Origin of the sequence: Gluconobacter sp. GP1, from assembly GCF_032913585.1 — a bacterium.
Classification (GTDB): Bacteria; Pseudomonadota; Alphaproteobacteria; order Acetobacterales; family Acetobacteraceae; genus Gluconobacter; species Gluconobacter cerinus.
The window spans coordinates 172,888-197,338 of the sequence record NZ_JASGXC010000002.1 but is presented as its reverse complement, the minus strand read 5'-3'; the positions used below and the strand labels follow the sequence as shown (position 1 = coordinate 197,338).

The 24,451-nt window shown below is 58.5% G+C and carries 24 protein-coding genes; 14 read left to right on the top strand and 10 right to left on the bottom strand.

What is annotated here, in order from left to right:
• Window positions 1-22: 22 nt before the first annotated feature.
• A complete protein-coding gene (locus R5H23_RS05465; RefSeq protein WP_232309095.1) occupies window positions 23-1,321 on the bottom strand; it encodes an O-antigen ligase in 1,299 nt (432 codons plus the stop codon).
• 59 nt (window positions 1,322-1,380) lie between these two features.
• Here R5H23_RS05465 and R5H23_RS05460 point away from each other — a divergent pair, with 59 nt between their 5' ends.
• Window positions 1,381-2,379, top strand: coding sequence for an aldo/keto reductase (locus tag R5H23_RS05460; RefSeq protein WP_046900003.1), 999 nt, complete (start codon window positions 1,381-1,383; stop codon window positions 2,377-2,379).
• Here R5H23_RS05460 and R5H23_RS05455 read toward each other — a convergent pair.
• The gene (locus tag R5H23_RS05455; protein WP_317215076.1) at window positions 2,354-3,433 is read right to left on the bottom strand and encodes a glycosyltransferase family 4 protein; all 1,080 of its coding nucleotides are present in this window, start codon (window positions 3,431-3,433) and stop codon (window positions 2,354-2,356) included. The genes R5H23_RS05460 and R5H23_RS05455 overlap by 26 nt on opposite strands.
• Before the next feature lie 99 nt (window positions 3,434-3,532).
• Window positions 3,533-3,682 (bottom strand): hypothetical protein, encoded by a 150-nt coding sequence (locus R5H23_RS05450; RefSeq protein ID WP_232309094.1) that lies wholly within the window; start codon window positions 3,680-3,682, stop codon window positions 3,533-3,535.
• 249 nt (window positions 3,683-3,931) lie between these two features.
• Between R5H23_RS05450 and mtnA the strand changes: the two genes are divergently transcribed.
• Together mtnA and R5H23_RS05440 are read left to right on the top strand one after the other, a co-directional pair.
• Complete coding sequence (gene mtnA / locus R5H23_RS05445) at window positions 3,932-5,041, top strand: S-methyl-5-thioribose-1-phosphate isomerase (protein ID WP_317214750.1); 1,110 nt, start codon at window positions 3,932-3,934, stop codon at window positions 5,039-5,041.
• Between the two features lie 261 nt (window positions 5,042-5,302).
• On the top strand, window positions 5,303-6,223 hold the full coding sequence (locus tag R5H23_RS05440; protein WP_086634000.1) for a DUF2272 domain-containing protein: 921 nt from the start codon (window positions 5,303-5,305) through the stop codon (window positions 6,221-6,223).
• Here R5H23_RS05440 and R5H23_RS05435 read toward each other — a convergent pair.
• Window positions 6,199-6,591 carry a rhodanese-like domain-containing protein gene (locus tag R5H23_RS05435; protein ID WP_174694771.1) on the bottom strand — a complete coding sequence of 131 codons (393 nt, stop codon included), beginning with the start codon at window positions 6,589-6,591 and terminating at the stop codon, window positions 6,199-6,201. The two genes, R5H23_RS05440 and R5H23_RS05435, sit on opposite strands and share 25 nt — an antisense overlap.
• A 58-nt stretch (window positions 6,592-6,649) precedes the next feature.
• Between R5H23_RS05435 and R5H23_RS05430 the strand changes: the two genes are divergently transcribed.
• The 4 genes from R5H23_RS05430 (at window position 6,650) to aroE (ending at window position 11,056) form a co-directional block, all read left to right on the top strand.
• Window positions 6,650-7,693: a cysteine synthase A gene (locus R5H23_RS05430; RefSeq protein WP_086634001.1), complete on the top strand. Its 1,044-nt coding sequence runs from the start codon at window positions 6,650-6,652 to the stop codon at window positions 7,691-7,693.
• Between the two features lie 60 nt (window positions 7,694-7,753).
• Window positions 7,754-8,479 (top strand): response regulator, encoded by a 726-nt coding sequence (locus tag R5H23_RS05425; protein ID WP_046900890.1) that lies wholly within the window; start codon window positions 7,754-7,756, stop codon window positions 8,477-8,479.
• Between the two features lie 2 nt (window positions 8,480-8,481).
• Complete coding sequence (locus R5H23_RS05420) at window positions 8,482-10,080, top strand: ATP-binding protein (RefSeq protein ID WP_317214746.1); 1,599 nt, start codon at window positions 8,482-8,484, stop codon at window positions 10,078-10,080.
• A 115-nt stretch (window positions 10,081-10,195) separates the two neighbouring features.
• The gene (gene aroE, locus R5H23_RS05415; protein WP_317214744.1) at window positions 10,196-11,056 is read left to right on the top strand and encodes a shikimate dehydrogenase; all 861 of its coding nucleotides are present in this window, start codon (window positions 10,196-10,198) and stop codon (window positions 11,054-11,056) included.
• 50 nt (window positions 11,057-11,106) lie between these two features.
• On the opposite strand, the gene R5H23_RS05410 is transcribed toward aroE, so the two are convergent.
• The 5 genes from R5H23_RS05410 to R5H23_RS05390 all read right to left on the bottom strand — a co-directional run bounded on the left by R5H23_RS05410 (window position 11,107) and on the right by R5H23_RS05390 (window position 15,372).
• Window positions 11,107-12,027, bottom strand: a complete 921-nt coding sequence (locus R5H23_RS05410) for an ABC transporter permease (protein ID WP_317214743.1) — start codon at window positions 12,025-12,027, stop codon at window positions 11,107-11,109.
• Complete coding sequence (locus tag R5H23_RS05405) at window positions 12,024-12,899, bottom strand: ABC transporter ATP-binding protein (RefSeq protein ID WP_211497704.1); 876 nt, start codon at window positions 12,897-12,899, stop codon at window positions 12,024-12,026. The genes R5H23_RS05410 and R5H23_RS05405 overlap by 4 nt, the downstream gene beginning before the upstream one ends.
• A complete protein-coding gene (locus tag R5H23_RS05400) occupies window positions 12,896-13,255 on the bottom strand; it encodes a GntR family transcriptional regulator (protein WP_083956250.1) in 360 nt (119 codons plus the stop codon). Before R5H23_RS05400 ends, R5H23_RS05405 begins: the two co-directional genes overlap by 4 nt.
• 230 nt (window positions 13,256-13,485) lie before the next feature.
• Complete coding sequence (locus R5H23_RS05395) at window positions 13,486-13,668, bottom strand: hypothetical protein (RefSeq protein ID WP_317214740.1); 183 nt, start codon at window positions 13,666-13,668, stop codon at window positions 13,486-13,488.
• Between the two features lie 363 nt (window positions 13,669-14,031).
• On the bottom strand, window positions 14,032-15,372 hold the full coding sequence (locus R5H23_RS05390; RefSeq protein ID WP_317214739.1) for a transcription antitermination factor NusB: 1,341 nt from the start codon (window positions 15,370-15,372) through the stop codon (window positions 14,032-14,034).
• Between the two features lie 21 nt (window positions 15,373-15,393).
• On the opposite strand from R5H23_RS05390, the gene R5H23_RS05385 reads away from it, so the two are divergent.
• The 7 genes from R5H23_RS05385 to R5H23_RS05355 all read left to right on the top strand — a co-directional run bounded on the left by R5H23_RS05385 (window position 15,394) and on the right by R5H23_RS05355 (window position 22,432).
• The gene (locus R5H23_RS05385; protein ID WP_408874335.1) at window positions 15,394-16,128 is read left to right on the top strand and encodes a YggS family pyridoxal phosphate-dependent enzyme; all 735 of its coding nucleotides are present in this window, start codon (window positions 15,394-15,396) and stop codon (window positions 16,126-16,128) included.
• Window positions 16,129-16,227: 99 nt separating this feature from the next.
• Window positions 16,228-18,255: a potassium transporter Kup gene (locus R5H23_RS05380; RefSeq protein WP_064273768.1), complete on the top strand. Its 2,028-nt coding sequence runs from the start codon at window positions 16,228-16,230 to the stop codon at window positions 18,253-18,255.
• Window positions 18,252-19,403 (top strand): radical SAM family heme chaperone HemW, encoded by a 1,152-nt coding sequence (gene hemW, locus R5H23_RS05375; protein WP_317214738.1) that lies wholly within the window; start codon window positions 18,252-18,254, stop codon window positions 19,401-19,403. Before R5H23_RS05380 ends, hemW begins: the two co-directional genes overlap by 4 nt.
• 35 nt (window positions 19,404-19,438) lie before the next feature.
• Window positions 19,439-20,521, top strand: coding sequence for a nucleoside hydrolase (locus R5H23_RS05370; protein ID WP_317214737.1), 1,083 nt, complete (start codon window positions 19,439-19,441; stop codon window positions 20,519-20,521).
• A gap of 28 nt (window positions 20,522-20,549) precedes the next feature.
• Entirely contained in the window at window positions 20,550-20,969 is a 420-nt protein-coding gene (locus tag R5H23_RS05365; protein WP_046900021.1) for a DUF1489 family protein, read from the top strand.
• Between the two features lie 108 nt (window positions 20,970-21,077).
• The gene (locus R5H23_RS05360; protein WP_317214736.1) at window positions 21,078-22,010 is read left to right on the top strand and encodes a VOC family protein; all 933 of its coding nucleotides are present in this window, start codon (window positions 21,078-21,080) and stop codon (window positions 22,008-22,010) included.
• On the top strand, window positions 22,007-22,432 hold the full coding sequence (locus R5H23_RS05355) for a hypothetical protein (RefSeq protein ID WP_211501905.1): 426 nt from the start codon (window positions 22,007-22,009) through the stop codon (window positions 22,430-22,432). The genes R5H23_RS05360 and R5H23_RS05355 overlap by 4 nt, the downstream gene beginning before the upstream one ends.
• A gap of 8 nt (window positions 22,433-22,440) precedes the next feature.
• Here the strand turns inward: R5H23_RS05355 and R5H23_RS05350 are convergent, their stop codons facing one another.
• A complete protein-coding gene (locus R5H23_RS05350; RefSeq protein ID WP_317214735.1) occupies window positions 22,441-24,450 on the bottom strand; it encodes an FUSC family protein in 2,010 nt (669 codons plus the stop codon).
• Window position 24,451 lies beyond the last annotated feature (1 nt).

Here is a 24,451-nt window from a genome sequence, read left to right as displayed (position 1 = left end):
GGGGGGTGCCTCCGTAATCTGCTTACGATATAGGCCCGCGCGCCGTGTCTTGAAAGCCGTTGCGATAGGCCAATCCCAGACCGAGCATCAGAAATCCCCACCCACCCAACGGCAGATTCATGAAATCCGAAGAGGACGCGATGGGCCATTCCTGAATGAAGACCGCAGCAAAAAGACCGATTGCAATGGCTGAACCCTGCCGTCCCGGCCAGAGCGCCTTGAGCCAGCAGGCCACCATCAGCACAAACAGGATCAGGCCCGGAATGCCGGCGTTCACCAGAGCCTGAAGATAATGATTGTGCGGATGCTGAACACATAGATCGCGCCAGCCTTTTTCTGGCGTTGCCATGGAAAGCCACGACAGACCGTGGAACGTCGCCGGGTCATCACAGTGATGGCGATAGGCGTCATAGCCCTGCCCCAGCAAAGGATGTTCCTGCGCCATCACCACAGCATGCGTGTAAATCTCGCCGTAAGGAGACTGGCTGAAATGCGTCAACTGCTGCCGGGCAAGCACAACGAGATGTGAGAAGCTACCGGGCGACAGCGCACTTGCGGCAAAGATCAGAAGCGGCATCATCGCCGCAGCAACAAGCGCTGCCGGGCGCATCGGCCGATACAGAAGCGCGCAGATGCCAATTCCGAACAGCGACAGCGCGAATGGCATTCTCTGCCCCGCGAGGACCATGACGGCCACAGCAAGAACCGTCGCAGCACAGAGCCCCAGAGTGCGGGACCAACGACTTTTCCACCCCTCGATCAACGTACAACCAAGCATCAGCATCGGCAAAATAAGACGTGACAGCGGGGCAGCGGCACGGGGGTGCGTGTAAGGGCCTGTGAGAGTGCCATCATGGAAGCGCGGCACGCCGAACAGATTTCGCCCGAACGCCGCCTGAACCATAATCTGGAATGCAATGTAGAGCCCGCATCCACACGTGACCCAGAGCGCTCTTCTACGCCAGACGTCATCGCGCAACAGCCAGCAGCCTAGCGCTGCGGCAGCCAGCGGAAAGCGGATGGCTGCCAGAGACTGGCCCAGTGCCCCATGCCCGGGCGAGACCCAGACTGTGCACAAAACCTGCCAGCCCCACCAACAGAAGGTCGCGATGACCCAGGGCTCTCTTGCCCAGTCCCATTGCCGCCTTCGTGCTGACTGCACTAACAGCAGAACGGCAAGAATATCGAGGTCTGCTTCCGCCAGCCCTCTGAGATGCGTGAGTGTCAGCGGCAGCAGAACAGCAAGCCACTGGCCGAGGCGGGTCAGGGAAAAAGAAGACAGGCGCATGGACATTGTGGATGGCGGGTTTCGACTTTCCATGCAACCACCTCCATCCGAATGCGCTTTTTTGAAACAGTCCCTTTCTTATGGAGACAGGCATGTCCTCAGACACCATTCTCATTCCCGGCATCGACACTCCGGTTTCCCGCGTGGCTCTTGGCACCTGGGCCATTGGCGGCTGGATGTGGGGCGGGCCGGACGATGAAAACGGCGTTCGCACCATTCATGCAGCTCTCGACGACGGCATCAATTTCATCGACACAGCCCCGGTCTACGGCTTCGGGCACTCAGAAGAAGTTGTTGGCCGGGCACTGGCCGAAAAGCCCAACAAGGCTTTCGTCGCGACAAAGCTGGGCCTGAACTGGACGGATGACAAACCCGAAGACCGCAAGGTTTTCCGTGATTCCCGCCCTGCCCGCATTCGCAAGGAAGTGGAAGACTCCCTGCGCCGCCTGCGGGTCGAGACAATTGATCTCGAACAGATCCATTGGCCCGATGACAAGACGCCCATCGATGAAAGCGCACGCGAACTGCAGAAACTTCATCAGGAAGGCAAGATCCGGGCGCTCGGCGTCAGCAACTTCTCGCCGGAGCAGATGGATATTTTTCGCGAAGTTGCCCCACTCGCAACAATTCAGCCCCCGCTGAACCTGTTCGAACGCACCTGCGAAAAAGATATTCTCCCATACGCCAAGAAGAATAACGCCGTGGTGCTCGCTTACGGCGCGCTCTGCCGCGGACTTCTCTCTGGCAAGATGAACAAGGACACGAGCTTCCCAAAAGATGACCTGCGTTCAGGTGATCCGAAGTTCCAGAAGCCAAAGTTCGAGAGCTATCTCGCCGCGGTCGAAGACTTCAAGGAGCTGGCCGCCAAGCGCGACAAGTCCGTTCTCGCCTTCGCTGTACGCTGGGTTCTGGATCAGGGACCAGTCATCGCACTCTGGGGCGCACGCAAGCCTGAACAGGTCTCCGGCGTGAAGGATGTCTTCGGCTGGTCTCTGACCGACGAAGAAAAGAAGGCCGTGGACGAAATTCTGGCACGTCACGTCCCGGACGCGATCGACCCGACCTTCATGGGGCCACCGAACCGCGACTGAAAGCAATGGCTGCCTGACGCAACGCGACAAGACGCGCGCGGGCAGCCCCCAGACTGAACAGAGTAGCCCGCTCGCGGCCCTTATGGCCCAGCTCCGCTCTGAGTGCCGGGTTATCCATCAGTTGACCCAGCGCCGCCTCTAGCGCTCCGGTAGCATCCGGGGCCGCTAGCAGGGCCGCATCCCCGACTACATCCGGTAGCGCGCCAAGTGGCGAGACGATTACAGCTGCCCCGCATGCCATGGCTTCCAGCGCCGTCATGCCAAATGGCTCCGGCCAGCGGCTTGGCACAACAACAATAGCCGCTTCCATCATGGCTTCCAGAACATCCGGATGGGACCGATAGCCCGTCATCAGAACATCAGCCTGCGCCGCCTGAGGCCGCAGCCGAGTCAAAAACGGAGTTTCCGGTGAATCCGGGCCAAATCTGTCAGCGCCCATAATGACAGCTGTCCAGTCCGGATACTGGTGCCGAAGACTTGCCCAGGTTGAGACAAAAGCATCTACCCCCTTGTCTGCAACGACCCGTCCCGCGAACAGAACCTGTTTTTTCCGCGGGCGCTCAGCTGGCAATACGGACAGATCCACGCAGTTCGGCTGAATTTCGACGCGTGGCGATGTATCGCTGCCTTCTGCAAAACACGTCGCAACCCATCGGGACACAGCGCACACTAGCACCCTTGCGGCGAGCCGGGATCTTTCTTTCGCAGTTTTGGCGCCCCTCATGGAGCGCGGATCATTGTGCAGAATCAGCCGGACGGGCGCGACACGGGACAGCGCCATGGCCAGATCCGGCCTGTTATGAACCTCGATCAGATCAGGCCGAAAGTGTCGGGCTGCGCGAACGCAGGACAGCGCATAGTTCAGGCGTTGAGGAAGTGGCCATATGCCGCGCTTCAGAGGAACAAATTTGCCGCCCGGCAATGGCACGCCGGAGACAGCTCTGCCGATAACCCGATCATCACAGAAGGCCACGCGGCTAACGAGCAGGGAAATCGCGCCAGCGTGGCCCTCAGCATAAAGTTCACGCGGCGGCAGAACCGTCAGTACACGCAGAGACACTGCTCAGCCCTTTTCCAGATCCGGCCCGACAAACAAGGGGCCGAGCGAGGATGAGGCTTAACAGCCTGAGGCAGAAGAGTGAAAGAGGCCTGCTCAGGAAGAGATCTGGCGCTTTTCCTGTTCAAGCTTCTGGCGGCGCACCACCTTACGATTCTCCCGCAGCAGACGGTATTTTTCCAGCGCCGTCATGTTGGCAGACCTGTTTTTCGTGGAAAGACGTGGCTGAGCGTCAGACGAGCGCACGGCTGTATTTCCGGGGTTCACGAGAGAGGCCATTATCTTTCCCTACAGCTAGAAAGAGAATCCAGACACGAAACGTAATACAATTCATACTACCGGTTTCTGAACACTCGCAAGGCAATATCCGCCCAACGCGCAATACGGCCCGGGGGTTTCCACTCTTGAGTTCGCGGAGTGTATCGCGCACATGCGCTATAAGACGTCTTTTCTGTTCCGCGCCCTGAATGCCGGAGCGTCTCCCAGGAGCATCCAATGAAGATCAATGGCATTGCCTATCGCAGCATCTGGCGCCCGTCTGACGACGCCAAAAGCATCCGCATTTTCGATCAGACCCGCTTTCCGTGGGAAGTGGAGGTGCTTGAACTCCGCGACGTCGGCGCTGTCGCGCATGCAATCCGCAGCATGCAGGTTCGGGGTGCTCCGCTGATTGGTGCTGTCGCGGCCTATGGTCTGGTTTTTGCCCTTCAGAACGACGCATCCGATGCTGCGCTGGAAAAAGCGGCCGCTGATCTGATTGAGACACGCCCGACCGCCATTAACCTGCGCTGGGCCATTGAACGCATGGTGACGCGTCTGCGCGCGCTCACGCCAGCAGAGCGCGTTGAAGCCGGATATGTGGAAGCAGATGCAATCTGTGATGAAGACGTTCAGGTCAATGAAGCCATTGGCCGCCATGGACTGGACCTGATCCGCGAAATCTGGGAGCGCAAAGGTAAGACAGGCCGCGTCAATCTTCTCACGCACTGCAATGCCGGCTGGATTGCCACGGTGGACTGGGGAACAGCACTGGCCCCCATCTACATGGCGCACGACGAAGGTATCCCGGTGCATGTCTGGGTGGATGAAACCCGCCCCCGCAATCAGGGTAGCCTACTCACAGCCTGGGAACTCGGCAGCCATGGTGTCGCGCATACCGTCATCGCGGACAATGCTGGCGGCCATTACATGCAGGCTGGCGATGTGGACATGGTCATCGTTGGCACGGACCGCGTAACGGCGCAGGGCGATGTGGCCAACAAGATTGGCACCTACCTCAAGGCGCTCGCAGCCAAAGACAACAACATCCCGTTCTGGGTGGCACTCCCGTCTTCCACGATCGACTGGCGTGTTCGGGACGGCGTGAAGGAAATCCCGATTGAAGAGCGTAGCCAGAACGAAGTCCTGTTCATGACGGGCCTGACGGATAACGGCGCTCCGGGCCGCGTCCGCATTGCACCGGATAACAGCCCGGCCGCCAACCCGGCATTCGACGTCACACCTGCCCGTCTGGTCACAGGCCTGATTACGGAACGCGGTCGCTGTGATGCTTCGGAAGAAGGGCTGAAGGGGCTGTTCCCTGACGGCAGTAAACCCGCCTCCTGACAGTCCTGTGAGGATAAGCCCCTGCCAGAAACAGGGGCCTGACTTGCCTTCAACATGAGGGTGTACGCTTCTGTCGATGCACCCGGGTTTGCACTCTATCAGGGTTTCCTCATTAGGGTGCGCCTGATCCCGTCCGCCCCGCTAAAACTCTCCGCAAAATAACGGCATCGGTTGCGAGCAGTCACGCCATGCTCTGCCCCAACTCTTGACGCCCCATCGCACTTGCCGTTCAAGATGCAGGTTCATCGAGCCAGCATGAGGATGATTGTGTCAGACTCGCATATTTTCTGGCGAACAGCTGCTACGGCCGCCCTGTTCGCACTGACCGGCTGCGCCAGTCAGAACAGTGTCCGTCCGTATCCGGCCCAGACTCCCAACGCACAGTATGCGAACGGCACAACAGGTCCGGTGGGCTACAACAGCCACGTTCCGGACTTTGCGACCCGTAATTTCGAGCCGTTCAACCGTCAGGACGTTGCAGCCATTGCCCTGCGTGAATGGCGAATGTTCGGTGCCCCCGTGTCAGATGATGACCCGGAAGACCGACCGGAACCCACCGATCCTGCCCTGAAACCGGAACGCATTCCCGGATTGTGGCAGCGCATTGGTGAATACTGGTGGATCGGCCAGGACCCGTATGAAACGGAAGCTGGCTGGACGGGCAAAACCGATGCGAACGGCACACGCTTCGAAGCCGTGCATGACGGGCGCTACGCCTGGTCGGCAGCATTCATTTCTTACGTCATGCGTGTCGCCGGCGCGAATGACCGCTTTCCGTATTCGCCTAACCACGCGACCTATATCAACGCGGCCGCCAGTGGGCAGTCCAGCGGCGTCAGCGCGCATGATCCGGGAAGCTACACTCCGAAGATCGGCGATCTGATCTGTGTAGGCCGTGGCCGTAGCAAGACCGTGACATTCTCGATGCTGCCTACGTCTTACGGTTTCCCGGCCCATTGCGGCATCGTCGCGGCCGTCAATCAGAATGACCAGCCTTTCGGTCATGAGCTGAGCATCGTTGGCGGCAATGTGGACGACGCCGTGTCCCTGACACATGTCCCCACGGATGCGAACGGCCGGATCGCTGATGGTTCAGGCCACAGCTACGACAGCCGCTATCCGTGGTGCGTCGTCCTTGAAGTCCGTTATGACGCCGATCAGGAACCTGACAGCGGCATGTGAACGAATGGCAGCCCCCCGGCGCGCCAGCCCGTGCCGGGGCCATGCTTGTCTTCGAAGCCGTCAACAATATTGCTTACATCCGCATATCCGGCATGTTCAGCCAGAAGCGCTGCATTATGGGAGCGCATCCCCGACCGGCACAGAAACAGGACGCGGCTGTTCTGATCAGGCACGGCATTCAGCAGTCCTTCCAGAAACATCTGTTCCAGACCCGGCTGCCACGTCAGACACACAACGGGCCTTGGCAGGGCAGAAGAATCGGGCAGGCCAATCTCCGCCCATTCCACAGGTGTCCGCACATCGACGAGGATGCTGTCGGCTTCATTTGCAAGCACGTCCCATGCCTGCTTTGCTGTCAGTACCTTCATGGCCTTCCTCATCCCTACAAAACGCGGTCTATAATTCCGTTAGCACAGGAGTGAACGTATGACTGACATCACCAGCCCACACCAGTCCGTTTCGGCAGGGTGGCAGAGCACCTCCTCCAGCATGACGGCCGCCATTGGCGGAACGCCGCTCATCCGTCTGAAGCGCGCCTCCGAAGAAACCGGCTGTGACATCTACGGCAAGGCGGAGTTCATGAACCCCGGCGGATCGGTCAAAGACCGTGCAGCACTTGCCATTATCGAAGATGCTTTCCGCACTGGCGCTCTCAAGCCCGGCGGAACCGTTGTCGAAGGAACGGCTGGGAATACTGGCATCGGACTGACGCTGGTGGCCCAAGCCATGGGCTGCAAGGCGATCATCGTCGTGCCGGAAACCCAGAGCCGCGAAAAGCTCGACTTTCTACGCATGATCGGCGCAGACCTGCGACTGGTCCCCGCCAAGCCCTTCCGTGACCCCGGTAACTACGTTCATGTGTCGCGTCGTCTGGCTGAAGAAACCGGTGCTTTCTGGGCTAACCAGTTCGACAATACTGCCAACCGCGAAGGCCATCGCACTACGACAGCCGTCGAAATCTGGAACCAGACGGGCGGAAAGATTGATGCCTTCACCTGCGCCTGCGGCACCGGCGGCACTCTGGCAGGCATCGGAATGGGCCTGCGGGAACAGGCTGCGGCAGCCGGGAAGACGGCCCCAAAGATCGTGCTGGCTGATCCTGAAGGTTCGGCACTCTATGGCTGGGTGAAATCCAACGACCTGACCATCAGCGGCGGTTCCATCACGGAAGGTATTGGCCAAGGACGTGTCACAGCCAACCTTGAGGGCTGCGCACCTGATGATGCAGAGCGAATTGCAGACCCGGAAGCGCTGGAGCAGATCTTTGCCCTGACGGCAGAAGAAGGCCTGTCCGTAGGTGGTTCGTCAGGTATCAATGTTGCAGCAGCTATCCGAACTGCAAGGAAGCTTGGTCCTGGACATACGATTGTTACAATCCTGTGCGATGGAGGGGCAAGGTATCAGTCCAAGCTGTTCAACCCTGAGTTCCTTCGTGCGAAAAACCTCCCGGTTCCCTCCTGGCTGGCGTAAGCACGAAAGTGGCGCGGCGGACCTGAACCGCGCCACAAGCCGATGGAAGGTAACATCATCATGGGTACAGAAACCCTTCCCCATCTTCTGGTCGTCGATGATGACCGTGAAATCCGGGAGCTTCTGAGCAAGTTCCTCGAACGGAACCACTTCCGCGTCACGGCTGCGCGCGATGGTCGTGAAGCCCGAAAAGCCTGGGCCAATGGTCATTACCAGCTTGTGGTTCTGGACCTGATGCTTCCGGGCGAAAGCGGCCTTGAAGTCGCACGCTGGCTGCGCACCCAGGATAATGTCCCCATCATTATGCTGACAGCCATGAGCGATGAAACCGACCGGATTATCGGGCTGGAATTTGGCGCAGATGATTACGTTGCCAAGCCGTTCAATCCCCGCGAACTCCTCGCCCGCATTCGCGCTGTTCTGCGCCGGACGGTTGATGCCTCCGAAAAGCGCCAGGCCACAGATACCCGCAAGATCATGTTTGCCGGCTGGTGCCTCGATCCGGTCCGCCGCCGTCTGCTCAACCCGGATGGAGCAGAAATCTCCCTGACTGGTGGCGAATATGACCTTCTGATCGCGCTGCTGGAACGCGCCAACCGCGTCCTGACCCGGGACATGCTGCTTGAGCTGCTTCGTGGCCGTCAGGCTGGACCGTTCGACCGCGCCATTGACGTCGCCATCAGCCGCCTGCGTCGCAAGCTGGAAGATGACGGCCGGAATGCACAGGTCATCAAGACCGTGCGTGGCGGCGGTTATGTTCTTGCAGCAGAAGTCGAACGCGTCTGACCGTGCGCTTTTTCCCCAGTTCCCTTGTCGCCCGCACCAGCCTGCTCCTGATTGTCGGGCTGGGCGTTATTGAACTTGCAGGACTGGGGATCCACGCGCTTGACCGCCTTGATCTGGCTGAACGCAGCCAGATGCATGACTATCAGATCCAGGTCTTTTCCATCTACCGCACGATTGCGGAAACAAAGGCGGAAGACCGGAAGAACGCCATAGACGACCTGCACATCCCGTCGAACACAACAGTTCTGCTGCTTCCGACGCCGGATCAGGAAATCCATAGCCACAAAATCCCGCTCCCCTTTTTCGCATCCGGGGGGCTCTCTCAGGGGCGATTTCATGCACCGCCGCCGGGCTTCGGTCCGGGCGGGGCTCCGTTTGGTCCAGGAGGAATGATTGAACCGGGCCTTCCGGGAGCGGGCCCGCCGAATGAAGAACATCCGTCTGGCGCTCCGGAACACGGCCCCTTCCCCGACGAACGGAATTTTGACCGCCCTCACGAAGGCGGCCCCGAAGGATGGTACGGGCCGGGACTGGGTGGCCGCGAAGGATATCGGGAAATCCCGCCTTTCATGCGCGGATCCTTCCTGCCTTCATCCCTTTATCCACTTGAAGTCTGGGCCGGGCAGGAACTTCGTACACATTCCACGTCAATGCTGTTGCCGGATGGTCAGTGCTGGCTTGTCATCCGTTACGTCATGCCATTGCCCAACCCTTTCGAAGCGCCGACATTCATCATTGCGTTTTTGATGATGTCCCTCTTCGGAGGTGCCTTGATCCTCTGGGCTACACGTCGTCTGATCGCCCCCGTCACGACGCTAGCCACCGCTGCCGAAGCGCTTGGCCGGGACGTGAACAGCTCAACGGTTCTTCCGGAAAACGGCCCATCAGAGATCCGTCGGGCGGCTATTGCCTTTAACACGATGTCCATGCGGATCCGTCGCTTCGTCTCGGATCGAACGCTCATGCTCACGGCGATCGGGCATGATCTGCGCACACCCATCACACGACTGAAGCTGCGCGCCGAATTCATTGACGATGATGAACTGCGCAACAAGATTCTGGCGGATCTTGATGAAATGGAGGCCATGGTGGCCGCCACACTGGCTTTCGGTCGTGACAGCGCATCTAATGAGCAGGTTGTCTTCCTTGATCTGCGCACCCTGCTGCAAACCATCATGGATGAAGCAGCCGAAAGCCATCCGGATCAGGCAGATACGCTTGTCTATGAGTTGCCGATGCAGCCAGTCCGCATTCAGGCACGGTCCGTGGCACTGAAGCGCGCACTGAACAATCTCATTCTCAATTCTTTGAAGTATGGTGGAAGTGCGCATGTCACGCTCATTCCACCGACAAAAAAGAAAGAAAAAGATCGCACTGCCCGCATCATCATTGAAGACAATGGCCCCGGCCTTCCCGAGAGCGAGCTTGAACGGGTTTTCGAACCTTTTGTGCGGATCGAAACCAGCCGCAATCGTGAAACAGGTGGCACCGGCCTAGGACTTTCCATCGCCCGGACAATCCTGCGGGCACAGGGCGGCGACGTGCGCCTCCAGAACCGTGGCGAAGGCGGCCTGCGGACGATCATCACACTGGCGGCGTAGCCCCCTCTCCTCATCACTTCTCTGCCATCCATAGCCTGAACCGCTCAAAGGCGGTTCCAATCTGTTCAGCATGTCTTTCTATGTCAGGGACGCCCCAACACAGGAGAGCCAAAGCATGAGTGACCAGAACTTTCGTAGCATTCTGACAGGATCATTTTCGACACCATGCGCAGACAATCCGACTGTCGCCATGATCGAAGCCGCATACATCCATGAAGGGCTGAACGCGCGTTACATCAACTGTGACGTCAAGGCAGACAACCTCGCTGACGCCGTCAAAGGTGCCAAGGCCATGGAATGGGTCGGGTTCAACTGCTCCCTGCCCCATAAGGTCGCAGTTCTGGAGCATCTCGATGCTCTGGATGAGTCAGCAAAACTGATCGGGGCGGTTAATTGCGTCGCCATCAAAGACGGGCGCCTGACGGGCCATAACACGGACGGCAAGGGGTTTCTGGCGTCCTTGAAAGAGATCACAGATCCAGCCGGAAAACGCGTTCTCCTTCTTGGCGCAGGTGGAGCTGCACGTGCGATTGCCGTTGAACTGGCACTGGCCGGGGCCGCCCATCTCACCGTCGTCAATCGTGACGTCAAGAAAGCCGAGACCATTGCTGCGCTCGTGCGTGACAACTCAAGCGCAGATGCCGAAGCCAAGCCCTGGGAAGGCGACGTCTCCGTTCCCGAAGGCACAGATATCATTATCAATGCCACATCCATCGGCCTTGGTGATCCGGAGGCGATTCCTCCTGTGGACATCAAAAGCCTGACCAAAGGGCAGATTGTTGCGGACGTCATTCCCAACCCACCGCAAACACGCTTCCTCCAGGAAGCCCACGCGCAAGGCTGCACAACCCTCGATGGCTTGGGAATGCTGGTCAACCAAGGCCTGATTGGTGTTGAGATCTGGCTGGGCAAAACGCTCGATGGAGACGTGATGGCCCAGACACTGGAAGAAATTTTTGAATCATCCGGAGACTGAACTCCGAGGCCCCTCCGTCTGGAACACAGGCGGAGGGTTTTATATTTTGCCTAGATAGGCTCTGCCCGGCGACGCAGCCAGACTGTCAGAACGAGGCAGACCGCCGCCAGCAACACACCCCACCAAAGCGAAGGCATCGAAAACAGGGCTAGAAAGTCCAGGTGTCCGGTTACGATCTTATCTGTTGGCGTATGCTGTACATCAAACCCATCAGACTGGGTGGCGATGATCTTCATCTGGGCATCATGGAAGCCGGTCCCGGGAAAATGCAAAAAGCGGTCCCATATGATGCCCGTAATATGGTTCGTACGCAGACCAATGGCTTCCACAATATAGAGACCCGCCAGTCCCCCTAATACCCACACGGCAGGCACGGTTCTGACACTGGCTGAGACCAGGAACAGAACGGCATAAATCGGTAACCACCACAGAGTATTCAGCACAATATAGGCAACATCATCGATTATCAGATGACCTACACTGGCTTGTTCTGCCAGACCCACCGGAGAAATTCCGTATGCCTGTGCAGTCGCGACAATAAGCACGACCGTCGCCACCCAGCTTAAAAACAGCGACAAAAGAGGGCCGATCGCAAGCACAACACTCGCCTTGGCCGCCACACTCAATCGGTCCGAGACAGGCAGAGACTTCCAGAAAAGCACCGACAGGTCCTTACGTTCATTATAGAACGTACCAAGCGCATAGATGCACCCCACCGTCAGGGCTGCGACATTGGCGATCCCGAACAGCATTTCCGCCGTGATCCTGAACATCAGGATTGGTGGAACACTTTCTGCCGTCCCTTTTATGACCTTGAGGTGGCTCGTGTGCAGCTGCAAGCAGAGAAGAACCAACGGCAGACAAACCATTACCAAGGGGCCGAGTATCAAAAACCGGTTTCCCCAAAGCTCTCGCCTGACAGACCAGACGTATTGCTTCAGCGGCCACGTCATTTTTCCATATTCGCTCATGCCCCTGCCCCTTTCCTGTTCCCACGGTTCTGTCCCATCAGCACCAGAAACAGATCGGCCAGTCGCGGCTGGCGTGTTTCGCCAAGGGCCGCCAGTTCACTGTGCGGCACACCATCAAAAAGCATGATCGGCTGCCCCATGATGAGCCTTTCACTGATCGGCCCCAGATGTCGGGCAGCGTCCGAGGTCTCCGCTCTGGGTTTCAGTTCCACGAAACGCTGCGCCAGATTTTCCATGCTGTCCTGCAACGTGATGCGACCATCCCCGATCAGGATCACATCCGTGAGGATATCCTCGATTTCCTCGACCTGATGGGTCGTCACCAGAATGGTGCGGTCATGGTCGAAATAATCATTAAGAAGCGTGATGTAGAATTCGCGGCGATACAGCAGGTCCAGCCCCAGCGTCGGCTCATCAAGCACCAGCAGCTTGGCATCAATCGCCATGACCAGCGCCAGATGAAGCTGCGCGACCATACCCTTGGACAGATCCCGCACGCGGGAACGCTTCTGAATGTCTGTTCGGGAGAGAAAGTGCTCCGCCCGGCTCCGGTCAAATCGAGGATGAACCCCTTCGACATAGTCCAGAACCTGCCAGACCTTCATCCAGCGCGGCAGCAAAGCCACATCGGCAATGAAGCAGACATCCTGCATCATCGCTTCGCGCTCACGCCAGGGATCACGCCCCAGAACCCTGAGGGAACCTTCATAGGGGACAAGGCCAAGAATGGCATTCAGAGCTGTCGTCTTGCCTGCGCCATTAGGCCCGATCAGCCCAACAATCCGGCCTGATGGAATACTGAGGTCAATGCCCAGAACACCTTTGCCCCCGCGATGCACTTTTCGCAGACCCTGTGCTTCAATACAGATCATGCGACATCTCCCTCTTTGAGAAGATCATTCAGGCTGAGACCAAGACGACGGATTGTCCGTAGCGTTTCCGGCCATTGTTCCGTCAGGAATTTCTGACGTTCGCTCTCACCGAGACGCGCCAGTGCGCCCTGCGCCACGAACAGTCCAAGACCACGACGCTTCTCGACGAGCCCTTCATCGGAAAGCTGCTGATACGCCTTCATCACGGTCAAAGGATTCACCTGACATTCGGCTGCAACCTGTCGAACCGACGGGATCGCATCACCCTCGGCGACAGCACCGTCCAGCATCATGCCGACCACCCTGTCCCGGAGTTGCTGATAGATCGGCTGGCTCTCATTCCACGCACCATCCACAACACACCTCCTCAAATCTCTCTATCCGGGACTCCATTTCGTACGCCTCATTTCCGTTCTGGTGATTTACATAACTATATCACCAAATCGGAAGCAAGGAGATTTCCGCATCAGCCTGCCCGCGACGTATCCAACCGCAGGTCAGGTCCTTTCAGGTTTGGACAAAAATAAAGCGCCATCTCCCAATAGATGACGCTCTAAAAAACCTCAGATCCAGCCATGCTGGCAGATCAGAACATGGCGCGATCTGGAATTGTATTTCCGTACGGTGAAATATTCTCAATCGTCTGAGAAAATTTTTCATTATTCTTAGAAGAATCGGAGAATCCGCTACCAGAACATGCAGACATCACCAGAAACAATGGAATAAATGCCAGAGCAAATACTGGTTTTACTGCCTTGTTTTTTGTCATTTTCTCGTCCTCTTCTTGTTTTTTTCGGACCATACTCCTTAAAAAAAATATTAGAATTAGATATTTTGGATCATGAAAACCTATTTATAAAAAAAATTTATAAAAGAATTTGACGCTACAAAAGCGCATGTGCGTTAAAATTATTCTGTTTGTTTTCATATCCTTAGAGGAAACAAGCGCACTTTGATAAAGACCCAAAAGGCTCTCCATCTACGCATTGAGGTACGATTTCGCGGTAAATATTCGCAGGTTGAGCGGGCAACCTTCGCACGAAAGCATTTTGCATATTATTTCTAAAATATTGGTATTTTCGGAGCGAATGCAAAAAAAAGCCTGCCTGAAAATTAGGCAGGCTTGTAAGTCTCAAACGCGGATTAATCTGGCGGCAAAGAAGCCGTCCATTCCGCCCCGATCCCACCAGAGACCGGGATGTGTTCGGAAAAATCCTTCCGGCGTCCGGGCAATCGCCATATCCGCCAGTTCTTCATCCGTGAACGGCACATGCTTCCAGCCCCCGCGTTCAAGCGCGGCTGCGATGCGATCCGGACCCTCTTCATCCTGAAGAGAGCACACGGCATACATCAGCATGCCACCCGGCTTCAGCATGTCACGCGCCGCGTCGATGAACGCATCCTGACCTTCCGCCAATGCCGTGACATCACGCGGGCGTTTGATCCACAGCACATCCGGATGACGGCGAAACGTCCCTGTTGCTGAACACGGTGCATCCAGCAGCACCGCATCAACCGGTGCTTTCGGGCGCCATTTCAACCCATCTGCAACAATCGTCTCAGCAGTTGCGCGCATCCGGGTGATGTTCTCACGCAGGCGAACTGCGCGGGACTCTTCCTTTTCGATGGCCGTGACATCTGCGCCGGCAGCAGAAAGCTGAGCCGTTTTGCCTCCTGGGGCCGCACAGAGGTCAATCACCGTCTTCCCGGCGACATCTCCCATAAGCTTCACAGGCATGGCAGCAGCCACATCCTGCGCCCAGAACTGCCCCTCTTCGAAGCCTTCCATTGTCGCGATCCGTGTCCCAGCCGGATAACGCACTGTCCCCGTCGGCAGGACATCGCCCCCTTCAGGAACCGTTGCCCCCGGGCGCAGGCTCAGATCCAGCGGCGCCTCACGATGCAGTCCGCGGGAAATGGACCGTGCGCGATGACCCCAGGCGCTCCACAACCAGGCCGGAACATCCAGTCTGGCGTCATCGAGCCCTTCCAGAAGATCACGCCCTTCACGCGCCACACGCCGAAGCACAGCATTCGCCAGCCCGGCGAAAGGCGCCAGACCGCGACGACGCAGCAGGTCAACAATCGTGCCTACCGCTGCATGTGGTGGCGTTTCCAGATGCAACAGCTGCGCCACACCCAGAATCAACGCACACCGCACAGGCTCGGGTGGCTCACGGCGCAGCATCGGCTGAAGAATTTCAGTCATGCTCCCCATGTACCGTAGCGTTGTTGCCGCCAGACGATGTGCAGAAGCACGATCCCGCGGGTCCATCGGCCCGGCACGGTCCAGCGTCGTTTCGAGCATGCGGCGATGTTCAACCACACCGCAGACAATGTCGAAGGCAAGATCACGTGTCGGATCTGGACTGGGGCGGCGCTCCTGTCCCGGCTTCGGACGGCGTCCTCCCTGGCGGGACGCGGACGGGTTCTTCGGACGGCCGGAGCCGCGAGGGGGCGTATTCTGTGTCATTATCGGGCGTTGATCTCTCGCATGCTGCCGAAATCGCATCTTGCGGCGCCGGACGCAATGGAGTCTTCTGCCGCAATGTCCGATCAGATTGCAGAAAATCTCTCCGCCATCCGTTGTCGCATCATTCAGGCCTGCGAAACATCAGGCCGCCCTGCCACGGATGTGGGCCTCGTTGCCGTCAGCAAATTTCATCCGCAGGATGCCGTGGAAGCGGCCTTGAAGGCCGGTCAGCGCGTCTTTGGTGAGAACCGCGTTCAGGAAGCAGCCTCCAAATTTCCAGCGCTTCGTGAGACCTGGCCAGACCTGCGTCTGCACATCATCGGTGGCCTCCAAACCAACAAGGCCGTAGATGCCTGTCGCATCGCAGATGTGATCGAGACTCTGGATCGCCCCGCCCTTTCTGATGCGCTGGAAAAGGCTGCAGAGAAGACAGGCCGCCTTCCGGAGTTGCTTATTCAGGTCAACACAGGGAACGAGCCACAGAAATCTGGCATCCTCCGCGATGAAGCCGACGCGTTCATCAAGGCCTCAATGCTGCGCTTTGGAGCGAAGGTGCGTGGGTTGATGTGTATCCCGCCAGAAGATGAAGACCCCGCTCCACATTTCCACTTCCTGACACAGCTTGCACAGCGCCACGGACTCCCCGTGGTGTCCATGGGCATGTCGGCCGATTTCGAGACAGCCATTGCCGAAGGCGCCACCCTTGTGAGGGTTGGAAGTGCCATTTTTGGCTCCCGCCCCATGACCGGATCCTAACGCGCACCTTGCATCCCTGTAAGAAATCTTGTCATGAGGGGGAATAGACCACGCTTCGACACATCCCTGTGAGGCGATGGTTTCCTGCGATGCCCGTAAATGGAACCACCGATGCCAGAACACGACGGCGATCACGCTTCCCCTCCTTACCCCGGCGCCGGGGTTCCGGTGGACAGCGGCGAAGTCCTTCAGACCATCGAACAGGCGCACAAAGACGGAAACACTTCTGAACTCGGTGACACAGAGGGCGCTGGCGGCCACAAGAAGCCCGGCGGCTTTGGCGCGCTTCTGGCTGTTCTGGGTGTTGTGTATGGCGATATCGGAACGAGCCCGCTTTACGCCCTTCAGTCTTCCGTCGGCATTGTAGGATCTGCCAAGCATCCGGCAGCAGCCTGGGAAGTCATGGGACTGGCCAGTCTAACGTTCTGGGCACTTATGCTAATCGTGACGTTCAAATACGTCATCCTCATCATGCGGGCAGACCACGACGGTGAAGGCGGCATCATTGCCCTGATGTCCCTCGCCCAGCGCGTCTGCAAATCCCAGAAATTCCGATGGCTATTCGGTCTCGTCGGCATTGCAGGCACCTGTCTTTTCTTCGGGGACAGCATTATTACTCCGGCCGTGTCGGTGCTTTCTGCCGTTGAAGGCATCGAAATCGCCGTTCCCTCTGCCAGCCATGTCATCATCCCGATCGCGATGGTGGTTCTGGTGGCACTTTTTGCGGCGCAGGCCCTTGGAACAGGCAAGATCGGCAAGGCGTTCGGGCCGATCATGGTGCTCTGGTTCACCGTTCTGGCCATTCTCGGTGTCCGCGGGATTCTGCTTTACCCACACATCCTGCTGGCGCTGTCTCCCACCTTTGCCCTCGAATTCATTGTCCTGCACGGATACCTGTCGTTTATCGCGCTGGGATCTGTCGTGCTGTCCGTGACGGGTGCAGAAGCTCTTTATGCTGACATGGGCCATTTTGGCCGGGCCCCGATCCGCAAGGCATGGCTGTTTTTCGTGCTGCCATCCCTCACCCTGAACTATTTCGGCCAGGCGGCTCTGCTGATCCATGATCCGGCAACACTGGCCAACCCGTTCTATCATCTCGGGCCACACTGGGCGCAGATCCCGCTTCTGATCCTTGCCACCTTTGCGACCGTCATTGCATCTCAGGCCGGAATTTCGGGAAGCTTCTCGCTCTGCCGCCAGCTTATTCAGCTCGGCTACCTGCCCCGCACCCGCATTGTGCACACCAATGCCTCAGAAGAAGCACAGATTTACCTACCGTCCCTGAACTGGATCCTCGGTTTCGGCGCACTGGTACTGGTTCTATCCTTCCGGTCCTCCGCTGCACTGGCCGCCGCATACGGCATCGCCGTGACCGGTACGTTCCTGTGCACCTGCGTTCTGGCAATGGTCGTGTTCCGCCGCACCTTCAAGTGGAGTGCTGCTGCCGTCGGCGCCGTGTTCGGACTATTCTTTGTCGTGGATGCGGTGTTCTTCTCCGCCAACGTCCTGAAGATCCCGGATGGCGGCTGGGTCCCACTCGCCATCGGTATTATCAGCACCATCGTCATGACCACCTGGAAGCGCGGACGTGGCCTGATTGCCGCCAAGCAGCAGGCTGACTCCATGCCCATGGCCTCGTTCCTGGCCCGTCTGCCGCAGTCCCGGACCATCCGTGTTCCGGGTCTTGCGGTCTTCCTGACAGCCAATCCGGATGTGGTCCCCAACTCGCTGCTGCATAATCTGAAGCACAACAAGGTTCTGCATGAGCACGTCATGTTCGTGACCGTGCAGAACCTTGATCAGCCGGAGGCTGAGCGTGGCCACCGCACGATCGTTCAGGAACTAGCGCCGAACATCAATCGCGTGATCGTCCGCTACGGCTTCATGGAAATGCCGAACCTGCCCCGTGCCCTGATGGAACTGAAGGCACTTGGTGTGGCGTTTGATGCCATTCAGGCTTCGTATTTCACATCCCACGAGCTTGTGGTTCGCTCCCGCGTTCCCAAGATGCAGCTCTGGCGGATGTGGCTGTTCCTGCTTCTCCTGCGTAATGCTGCCTCGACCACGGAATTCTTCCGTATCCCGCCTGATCGCGTGGTGGAGTTTGGCGTCCGGATTGCAATTTGACCGAACCTCTTTCTCTCTACATTCACTGGCCATTCTGTCTGGCGAAGTGCCCTTACTGTGATTTCAATTCCCACGTCCGGGATGAAATTCCGCAGAAGCGCTTCGCCGCAGCCTTACGTCGTGAACTGGCGCATGACGCGGCCCGTCTTGGCCGCCGTCCACTCCGCTCCATTTTCTTCGGCGGCGGCACACCGTCCCTGATGGCTCCGGAAACGGTCGCAGCTCTTATCGAAGATGCGCATCAGCTTTTTGATGCCGAGCCGGATCTGGAAATTACGCTCGAAGCAAATCCGACCAGCGTCGAAGCCGGAAAATTTGCGGCTTTCCGTCAGGCAGGCGTAAACCGCGTCTCGCTCGGCGTGCAAAGCCTTCGCGACGACGCCCTGAAAATGCTCGGCCGGGAACACTCCTCGGGACAAGCCATTCGTGCACTCGAAATTGCACGCACGCTGTTTCCGCGCATTTCGTTTGATCTGATCTACGCCCGCCCCGGCCAGAGCGATGCTGATTGGCAAAATGAATTGTCCACCGCGTTGGATCTGGTGGCGGATCATCTGTCGCTCTATCAGCTCACGATCGAACCCGGCACGAAGTTCGAAGCCCTGCACCGGCGTGGAGAACTGACGCTCCCGGATGCCGAAGACGCTGCGCGCCTTTATGACCTCACCGGGAATACAGCCGCAAAGCACGGCCTGCTGCCCTACGAGGTTTCCAACTATGCACGGCCCGGCGCGGAAAGCCGCCACAACCTAACCTACTGGCGCTACGCCGATTATATCGGCATCGGCCCCGGCGCGCATGGTCGCCTGACTTTGGATGGAAAGCTTTACGCAACCCGTCGTCACCGCGCCCCTGAACCCTGGGCGGACCGCGTTGAAAGAACGGGTTCTGGCAGTACGGACGAAACCCTTCTGTCTGCGGAAGAACGTGGCCGGGAAGCGCTTCTGATGGGGCTGCGTTTGTCTGAAGGCATCAATGAAGCCAGATTTGCCGAACGCACGGGTAGACCGATGGAAGATTGCGTCGATCCGTTCATGCTTGAGGCTTGTCTGGAAGAAAACTACCTCACCCGTGACGGCGGAATTCTAAAGGCAACGGGCGAAGGAAGACTTCGTCTTGAAGCATTACTGGCAAGATTGGTCACATGAAGGCATGATCGGGCGTTAATTAACAGGACGAGACCATGCGCCGATCCATTCTCTCTGCCCTCCTTGCTGCCTGCGCTCTGACCGGCATTGCGTCCGCTGCCCCTGTGGCTCCGGGATATTACATTCAGGATAACGACTATCTCGGCCCAGGCGGCTCAGACATCCAGTCCGTCATCCCGCTGCTCAACCGCGAAAACGTTAATCTTCTGGCTCTGACCGTGACGATCGGAGACGACTGGGAGAACGCTGAATCCGCGCATCTCCGTCGCTTCTTGGAAATCGCAAAGCAGGCCCAGATCCCCGTAGCGGATGGCGCTACCATGCCACTCGTCAACACCGTGGCGGCAACGAAACTTCGTGAGAAGCAGTACGGCACCATTCCCTGGAAGGGCGCATGGGGTGGGCTGGGCTCCATTGACCACACTCCAGAGACACAGCCCGCACTCGGCAAGATGGCCGAAGGCACACCACACATGGCCGTCGATCCGCTCCCCGCGGCGATGGTGCTGATCAAGGCCGTCCATGATCACCCGCATCAGGTCACGATCATCGCGGCGGGTCCTTTGACCAACCTTGCTCTTGCCATCCGTCTGGACCCCACCTTTGCCGCTACGGCCAAGCAGCTTGTATTCATGGGTGGCCTGCTGGACTCCAGCATGATGTCCATCACAGGCAATGCGGACTTTGCCTCAGACTTCAACATGATCGGCGATCCGGAAGCAGCCCACATCACACTGACCGCGCCATGGGCTGCCATCACATGCGTCGGCAATGTCTCCAACGACGTCATGATGACGCATGAGCTGATGAACCGCATCGCGGAGAAGAAAACGCCGGTCACGGAGTATCTTCAGAAGTTCTACGGCCCACTTCCGCTGTGGGATGAACTGACCTCTGCAATTGCTGTAGAGCCAGATCTGGTTACGAAGTCTGTCGATGCCTATATGGACATCAACACGGCACCCGGCATGGATTACGGACATGCGCATGTCTGGCCGGACGCGACTGCACCCAAGGGCATGGGCCTTCGCAAGGTGAAAATCGTTCAGTCCGTGGATACGAAGCGCTTTATCAACGAGTTCGTCGCCCAGGCTCAGAATGCCATGGGAACGCACTGACACCAGACTTTCCGGAAGGGCACCCGACATGCTGAACATCATCAAGCTGGCCGTCGGTTGCCCGACCATCGAGGTACTGCGTGAGCGCATGCAGCACCCGCGTGTGAACGGTCATGGCGCCGTCCCCACGCGAACAATGCCCAAGCGTGCAGCCGAAGTCCTGGACGGCGGCTCTCTTTATCGCGTGATGGACGGCATGATTCTATGCCGTCAGCCCATCATAGGGCTTGAAGCCTGCCGTCGCCCGGATGGGACGGAAGGAACGCTGATTGTAGTCTCAGACGACATCATCCCCGTTCAGCCCCGCACTATGCGCCCCTTTCAGGGATGGCGATATCTGGATCCGAAAGATGCGCCTCCTGATCTCGGCCAGTCGGCGGGCAGTGATGGGGTTGCTGATCTTCCGCCTCAACTCCGCAGAGAGCTGGCAGAACTCGCTTTAATCTGAAAACGCTCCCTCAAAAGGGCCGATATGGAACAATACAGTCATTCAAGCGTTCACCCTGAACGCCGAGACTGCATTGCAGGCTCTCTCCTGCCCTGAAGGAGATTTTCCTTGCCTCCGTTCCATTCAATTCCTCGCAAAAGACTGCGTCACGCGTCCCTGCTCCTGGCCGGCAGTCTGTGCCTAGGTGCGGCTCCTGCGCTTCAGGCCGCTGATGCACCTGCGACCGCCAGTGCACCGTCAAAGGCGCAACTCCTGCCGGGCAAAATTGTCTATGCCCAACTCACAACGCCAGACCTCAAAAGCGCCAAGGCTTTTTACGGTTCGCTTCTGGGATGGACCTTTCAAGACGTTCCCGTCTCAAAAGGGCAATATGCACAGGCGTTGGTGAACGGAGCTCCAGTCGCAGGCCTGGTCGAGCTTCCACGCATGGCACATCATGGGGACCCGCTTTGGCTCCCGTTCATTTCCGTGTCAGACGTAAAAGCGGCCGCAGAAGCAACGAAAATCTGGGGCGGCCATATTCTCTTCAAACCTCAAATGGTTGAAGGACGTGGCCACGAGACTGTCCTGGCAGATCCGCAGGGTGGCCTGTTCGCCGCACTCCATTCCAGCGCAGGTGATGAGCCGGATGTTGAGACTCCACCCGCTCAGGGAACATGGATCTGGAGCGCCCTGCTGACGAACAATCCCTACGCAGCGGCCGGATTTTACCAGAAGCTGTTTGGATATACGGTCGAAGCAGTTCAGGACGCCAAGCGTGGCACGGCTTATTTGCTGGAATCCCAGTCCTTCGCGCGTGCTACAATCAATCCGCTCCCCGCTCGCCTCCCGGAAGGGGCACACGCACGCTGGATGAACTTCGTGCAGGTGGCCAGTGTGGATGCTGCGGCCCAGAAAGCCGTAACGCTTGGCGGGACAATTCTCGTACAGCCCCATCCAGACCGGCAGAACACCACCATTGCCATTATCGCCGACCCTGCAGGCGCGGCCTTCGGGCTGATGGAGTGGCATGACCCCAACGCATCGGGGGACGCAAAATGATCAGACGTTTATCTCGCACACTGGCCCTCATGGGCGCTTTTTCCCTCGTCCCGCTTCTGTCAGGCTGCGTCGGTTATGACGGCTACGACGGATATTATGGCGGGGGTGGCTACGGCGGCAGCTACTACAACACTGGCTGGGGCGGCGGTGGCTGGGGCGGCTGGGGACCGGGCTATGCTGTTGGACCGGCCGGAGGGGGCCGCTGGAGAGGTGGATACCGCGGTGGCGGCCGACCCGGGGGTGGCCCACCACCAGGCAGACCCGGAGGAGGCGGCCGTCCAGGCGGAGGCTTCTCTGGTGGTGGTGGACGTCCCGGCGGCGGTGGCTTCCATGGCGGAGGCCCGGGCGGCGGAGGAGGCCCTGGAGGGGGCGGACATGGTGGCGGCGGTCACGGTGGCCCCGGTGGTGGTGGACGCCACTGACACCCTGCTCAGGGGCCGGAGAGAACCGGTCCCTGAGCTTCTTCACTGGCAGCGGGGCGATCAGAACGCTTCAGCGCCGCAATACTCGACATGATCTCACCACTCTCAAGCTGCCCCGCAATTTCCGCGAGTGGCTCTCGTGCTTCAAGAGCTTCGGCCTTTTCCTTCCAGAACTGGCCGGTCTGAGGATCAGGCGCACACAGCCCGGCAGCCATATCAAACCGAAGCAGCGTGACTTCTCCGCTCAGGCTTCTAAGTGCGCGTAACAAGGCATGCATGCGCTCCGCCCCCGGCCCCACACCAGAAAGCCCACCAAGAAGCGGAAGCGAGCCACGGGCAAACTCCGCCCGTGTAGTGTCAATCCCTGCCTGACGCTGCGTCCGATCTGTAGAAACCGTATCATTGCCATTCAGTACGGCAGACAGATAGCGAATGTTCCCCACAATCGCGGCGCGCAATAGACCGTCCATGTCCTGCGTCTGCCGTTGGGGAAAGAGTGCAAAAGCGCAGCCAAGGCCAATCAGGCTGCCAAGCGTATTATCCAGAATACGGAGCCACGCGACACCATCAGACGGCATCGTCATTTCCGTGACGATAATGAAATGTGCGCTCAGGAACAGGACCAGAAGCGTATAGTTGACCGCGCGCATGGCAATCGCGCCAATCACGAACAACGCAAGCGCGACCATCATTTCGGTCGGCCCCGGCAGGAACGGCGTTGCCAGAAGTGCCAGAACACCCCCGCCGATTGTTCCCAGAACGCGCTCCAGAGCCCGCACCAGAGTTGTCTGGCCGGAGGGCTGGATAACAAGCAGTACGGCCACAAGAGCCCAGAAGCCATAGCTCAGGCCTAGCCACTGTGTTGCCAGATAGGTTCCCAGAAGGCCAACGACCATCCGGAGGGCATGACGCCAGATCACAGGCGTCAGCCGGGCAACGTGCTTGGGCGCATCCGCGTCAAAAGGGAGCCGGGCTTTCTCAGCCAGACCATCCGCGAGCGTGCCCAGCGTCCGTGCACTGGTCGCCACCAACTCTCCGATCGTGCCAGACCGCACACGAATACGATCAGCTAAACCGAGAGCCTCCCCGGAAAGGCGCTTCAGATCGGGATTCGGCGACAGAGCAGCCTCACTGGCATGCTGACAAAGCGCCGAAAATGCTGCGAGCGTTCCGCGTGCTTCAAAATCCAGTCCGCGCGTTTCAACAAGATGCTCAACAGCGAGCATCGCCGTGAAAAGACGTTCTGCGCCGGCAAGAGAGGCAATCAGGCGACCACGCATACTGTAACTGGCATGGCCTGCATCAATCTGAAGGGCAACGCCTCTCGCCCGCTCAATGGCCGTGCGGATCGTCTGGCGATGAACCGTCTCCTGAAGGCGACCTGCGGCCAACTCTCCGGCCATCACGGCAAGAAGCTGATAGCAGCCGCCAACAGCCCGCCGTGCAGGCGCATAGGGATGCTGCGGCCACAGGATCAGGCACAGCACGATCGCCCATGTACCACCGCCACCGAAGGCGAGCGCAATCGTCAGGGCGTCGTTGAATGAATGTGCCGGAAACCCGATCCCGGCGAGCATGACGCAGCCCAGCAACGCGCAGAGGAGTGCCATGCTGGGGACTAAGGCACGCGCCAGCCCCGCGAACAGGCCCGTCACGATCAACCAGGGAATAACCCCCCAATACGGGAATGTCGCAATCAGGGACGTCACACCGCCCAGTACCGCACCCGCAACCGTAAAGATGCCGAGGATGCGCATCTGCTCACGCGGTGTGCCACCGGGTTCAATCAGGCAGCACCAGAATGCTGCAAAGGCAGCCCAGGCAAAAACAGCCTGATGAAAATAAAGAGCAGGAAGAAGGGCAACAACCGTTGCAAGGGCGGCCCGGACACCCTCAGCAGGAGCAAGTTGCTCCGGGCTGAGGGGAACGGAATGACGGGCCAGAAACTGTGACAGGAAAGTCAGATGACGGGTGCGGTTCAATGAAGCCTGTCGCGCCAGTGGATCACGCACCGTCATG

What these genes read in the sequence shown, in the direction of transcription:
- mtnA (WP_317214750.1), top strand. Translation starts at nt 3,932, where the DNA reads ATGAAGATCAATGGCATTGCCTATCGCAGCATCTGGCGCCCGTCTGAC.
- R5H23_RS05460 (WP_046900003.1), top strand. Translation starts at nt 1,381, where the DNA reads ATGTCCTCAGACACCATTCTCATTCCCGGCATCGACACTCCGGTTTCC.
- R5H23_RS05385 (WP_408874335.1), top strand. Translation starts at nt 15,394, where the DNA reads ATGCTGCCGAAATCGCATCTTGCGGCGCCGGACGCAATGGAGTCTTCT.
- R5H23_RS05440 (WP_086634000.1), top strand. Translation starts at nt 5,303, where the DNA reads ATGATTGTGTCAGACTCGCATATTTTCTGGCGAACAGCTGCTACGGCC.
- R5H23_RS05435 (WP_174694771.1), bottom strand. Translation starts at nt 6,591, where the DNA reads ATGAAGGTACTGACAGCAAAGCAGGCATGGGACGTGCTTGCAAATGAA.
- R5H23_RS05365 (WP_046900021.1), top strand. Translation starts at nt 20,550, where the DNA reads ATGCTGAACATCATCAAGCTGGCCGTCGGTTGCCCGACCATCGAGGTA.
- R5H23_RS05405 (WP_211497704.1), bottom strand. Translation starts at nt 12,899, where the DNA reads ATGATCTGTATTGAAGCACAGGGTCTGCGAAAAGTGCATCGCGGGGGC.
- aroE (WP_317214744.1), top strand. Translation starts at nt 10,196, where the DNA reads ATGAGTGACCAGAACTTTCGTAGCATTCTGACAGGATCATTTTCGACA.
- R5H23_RS05465 (WP_232309095.1), bottom strand. Translation starts at nt 1,321, where the DNA reads ATGGAAAGTCGAAACCCGCCATCCACAATGTCCATGCGCCTGTCTTCT.
- R5H23_RS05430 (WP_086634001.1), top strand. Translation starts at nt 6,650, where the DNA reads ATGACTGACATCACCAGCCCACACCAGTCCGTTTCGGCAGGGTGGCAG.
- R5H23_RS05355 (WP_211501905.1), top strand. Translation starts at nt 22,007, where the DNA reads ATGATCAGACGTTTATCTCGCACACTGGCCCTCATGGGCGCTTTTTCC.
- R5H23_RS05390 (WP_317214739.1), bottom strand. Translation starts at nt 15,372, where the DNA reads ATGACACAGAATACGCCCCCTCGCGGCTCCGGCCGTCCGAAGAACCCG.
- R5H23_RS05350 (WP_317214735.1), bottom strand. Translation starts at nt 24,450, where the DNA reads ATGACGGTGCGTGATCCACTGGCGCGACAGGCTTCATTGAACCGCACC.
- R5H23_RS05410 (WP_317214743.1), bottom strand. Translation starts at nt 12,027, where the DNA reads ATGAGCGAATATGGAAAAATGACGTGGCCGCTGAAGCAATACGTCTGG.
- R5H23_RS05380 (WP_064273768.1), top strand. Translation starts at nt 16,228, where the DNA reads ATGGAACCACCGATGCCAGAACACGACGGCGATCACGCTTCCCCTCCT.
- R5H23_RS05395 (WP_317214740.1), bottom strand. Translation starts at nt 13,668, where the DNA reads ATGACAAAAAACAAGGCAGTAAAACCAGTATTTGCTCTGGCATTTATT.
- R5H23_RS05425 (WP_046900890.1), top strand. Translation starts at nt 7,754, where the DNA reads ATGGGTACAGAAACCCTTCCCCATCTTCTGGTCGTCGATGATGACCGT.
- R5H23_RS05370 (WP_317214737.1), top strand. Translation starts at nt 19,439, where the DNA reads ATGCGCCGATCCATTCTCTCTGCCCTCCTTGCTGCCTGCGCTCTGACC.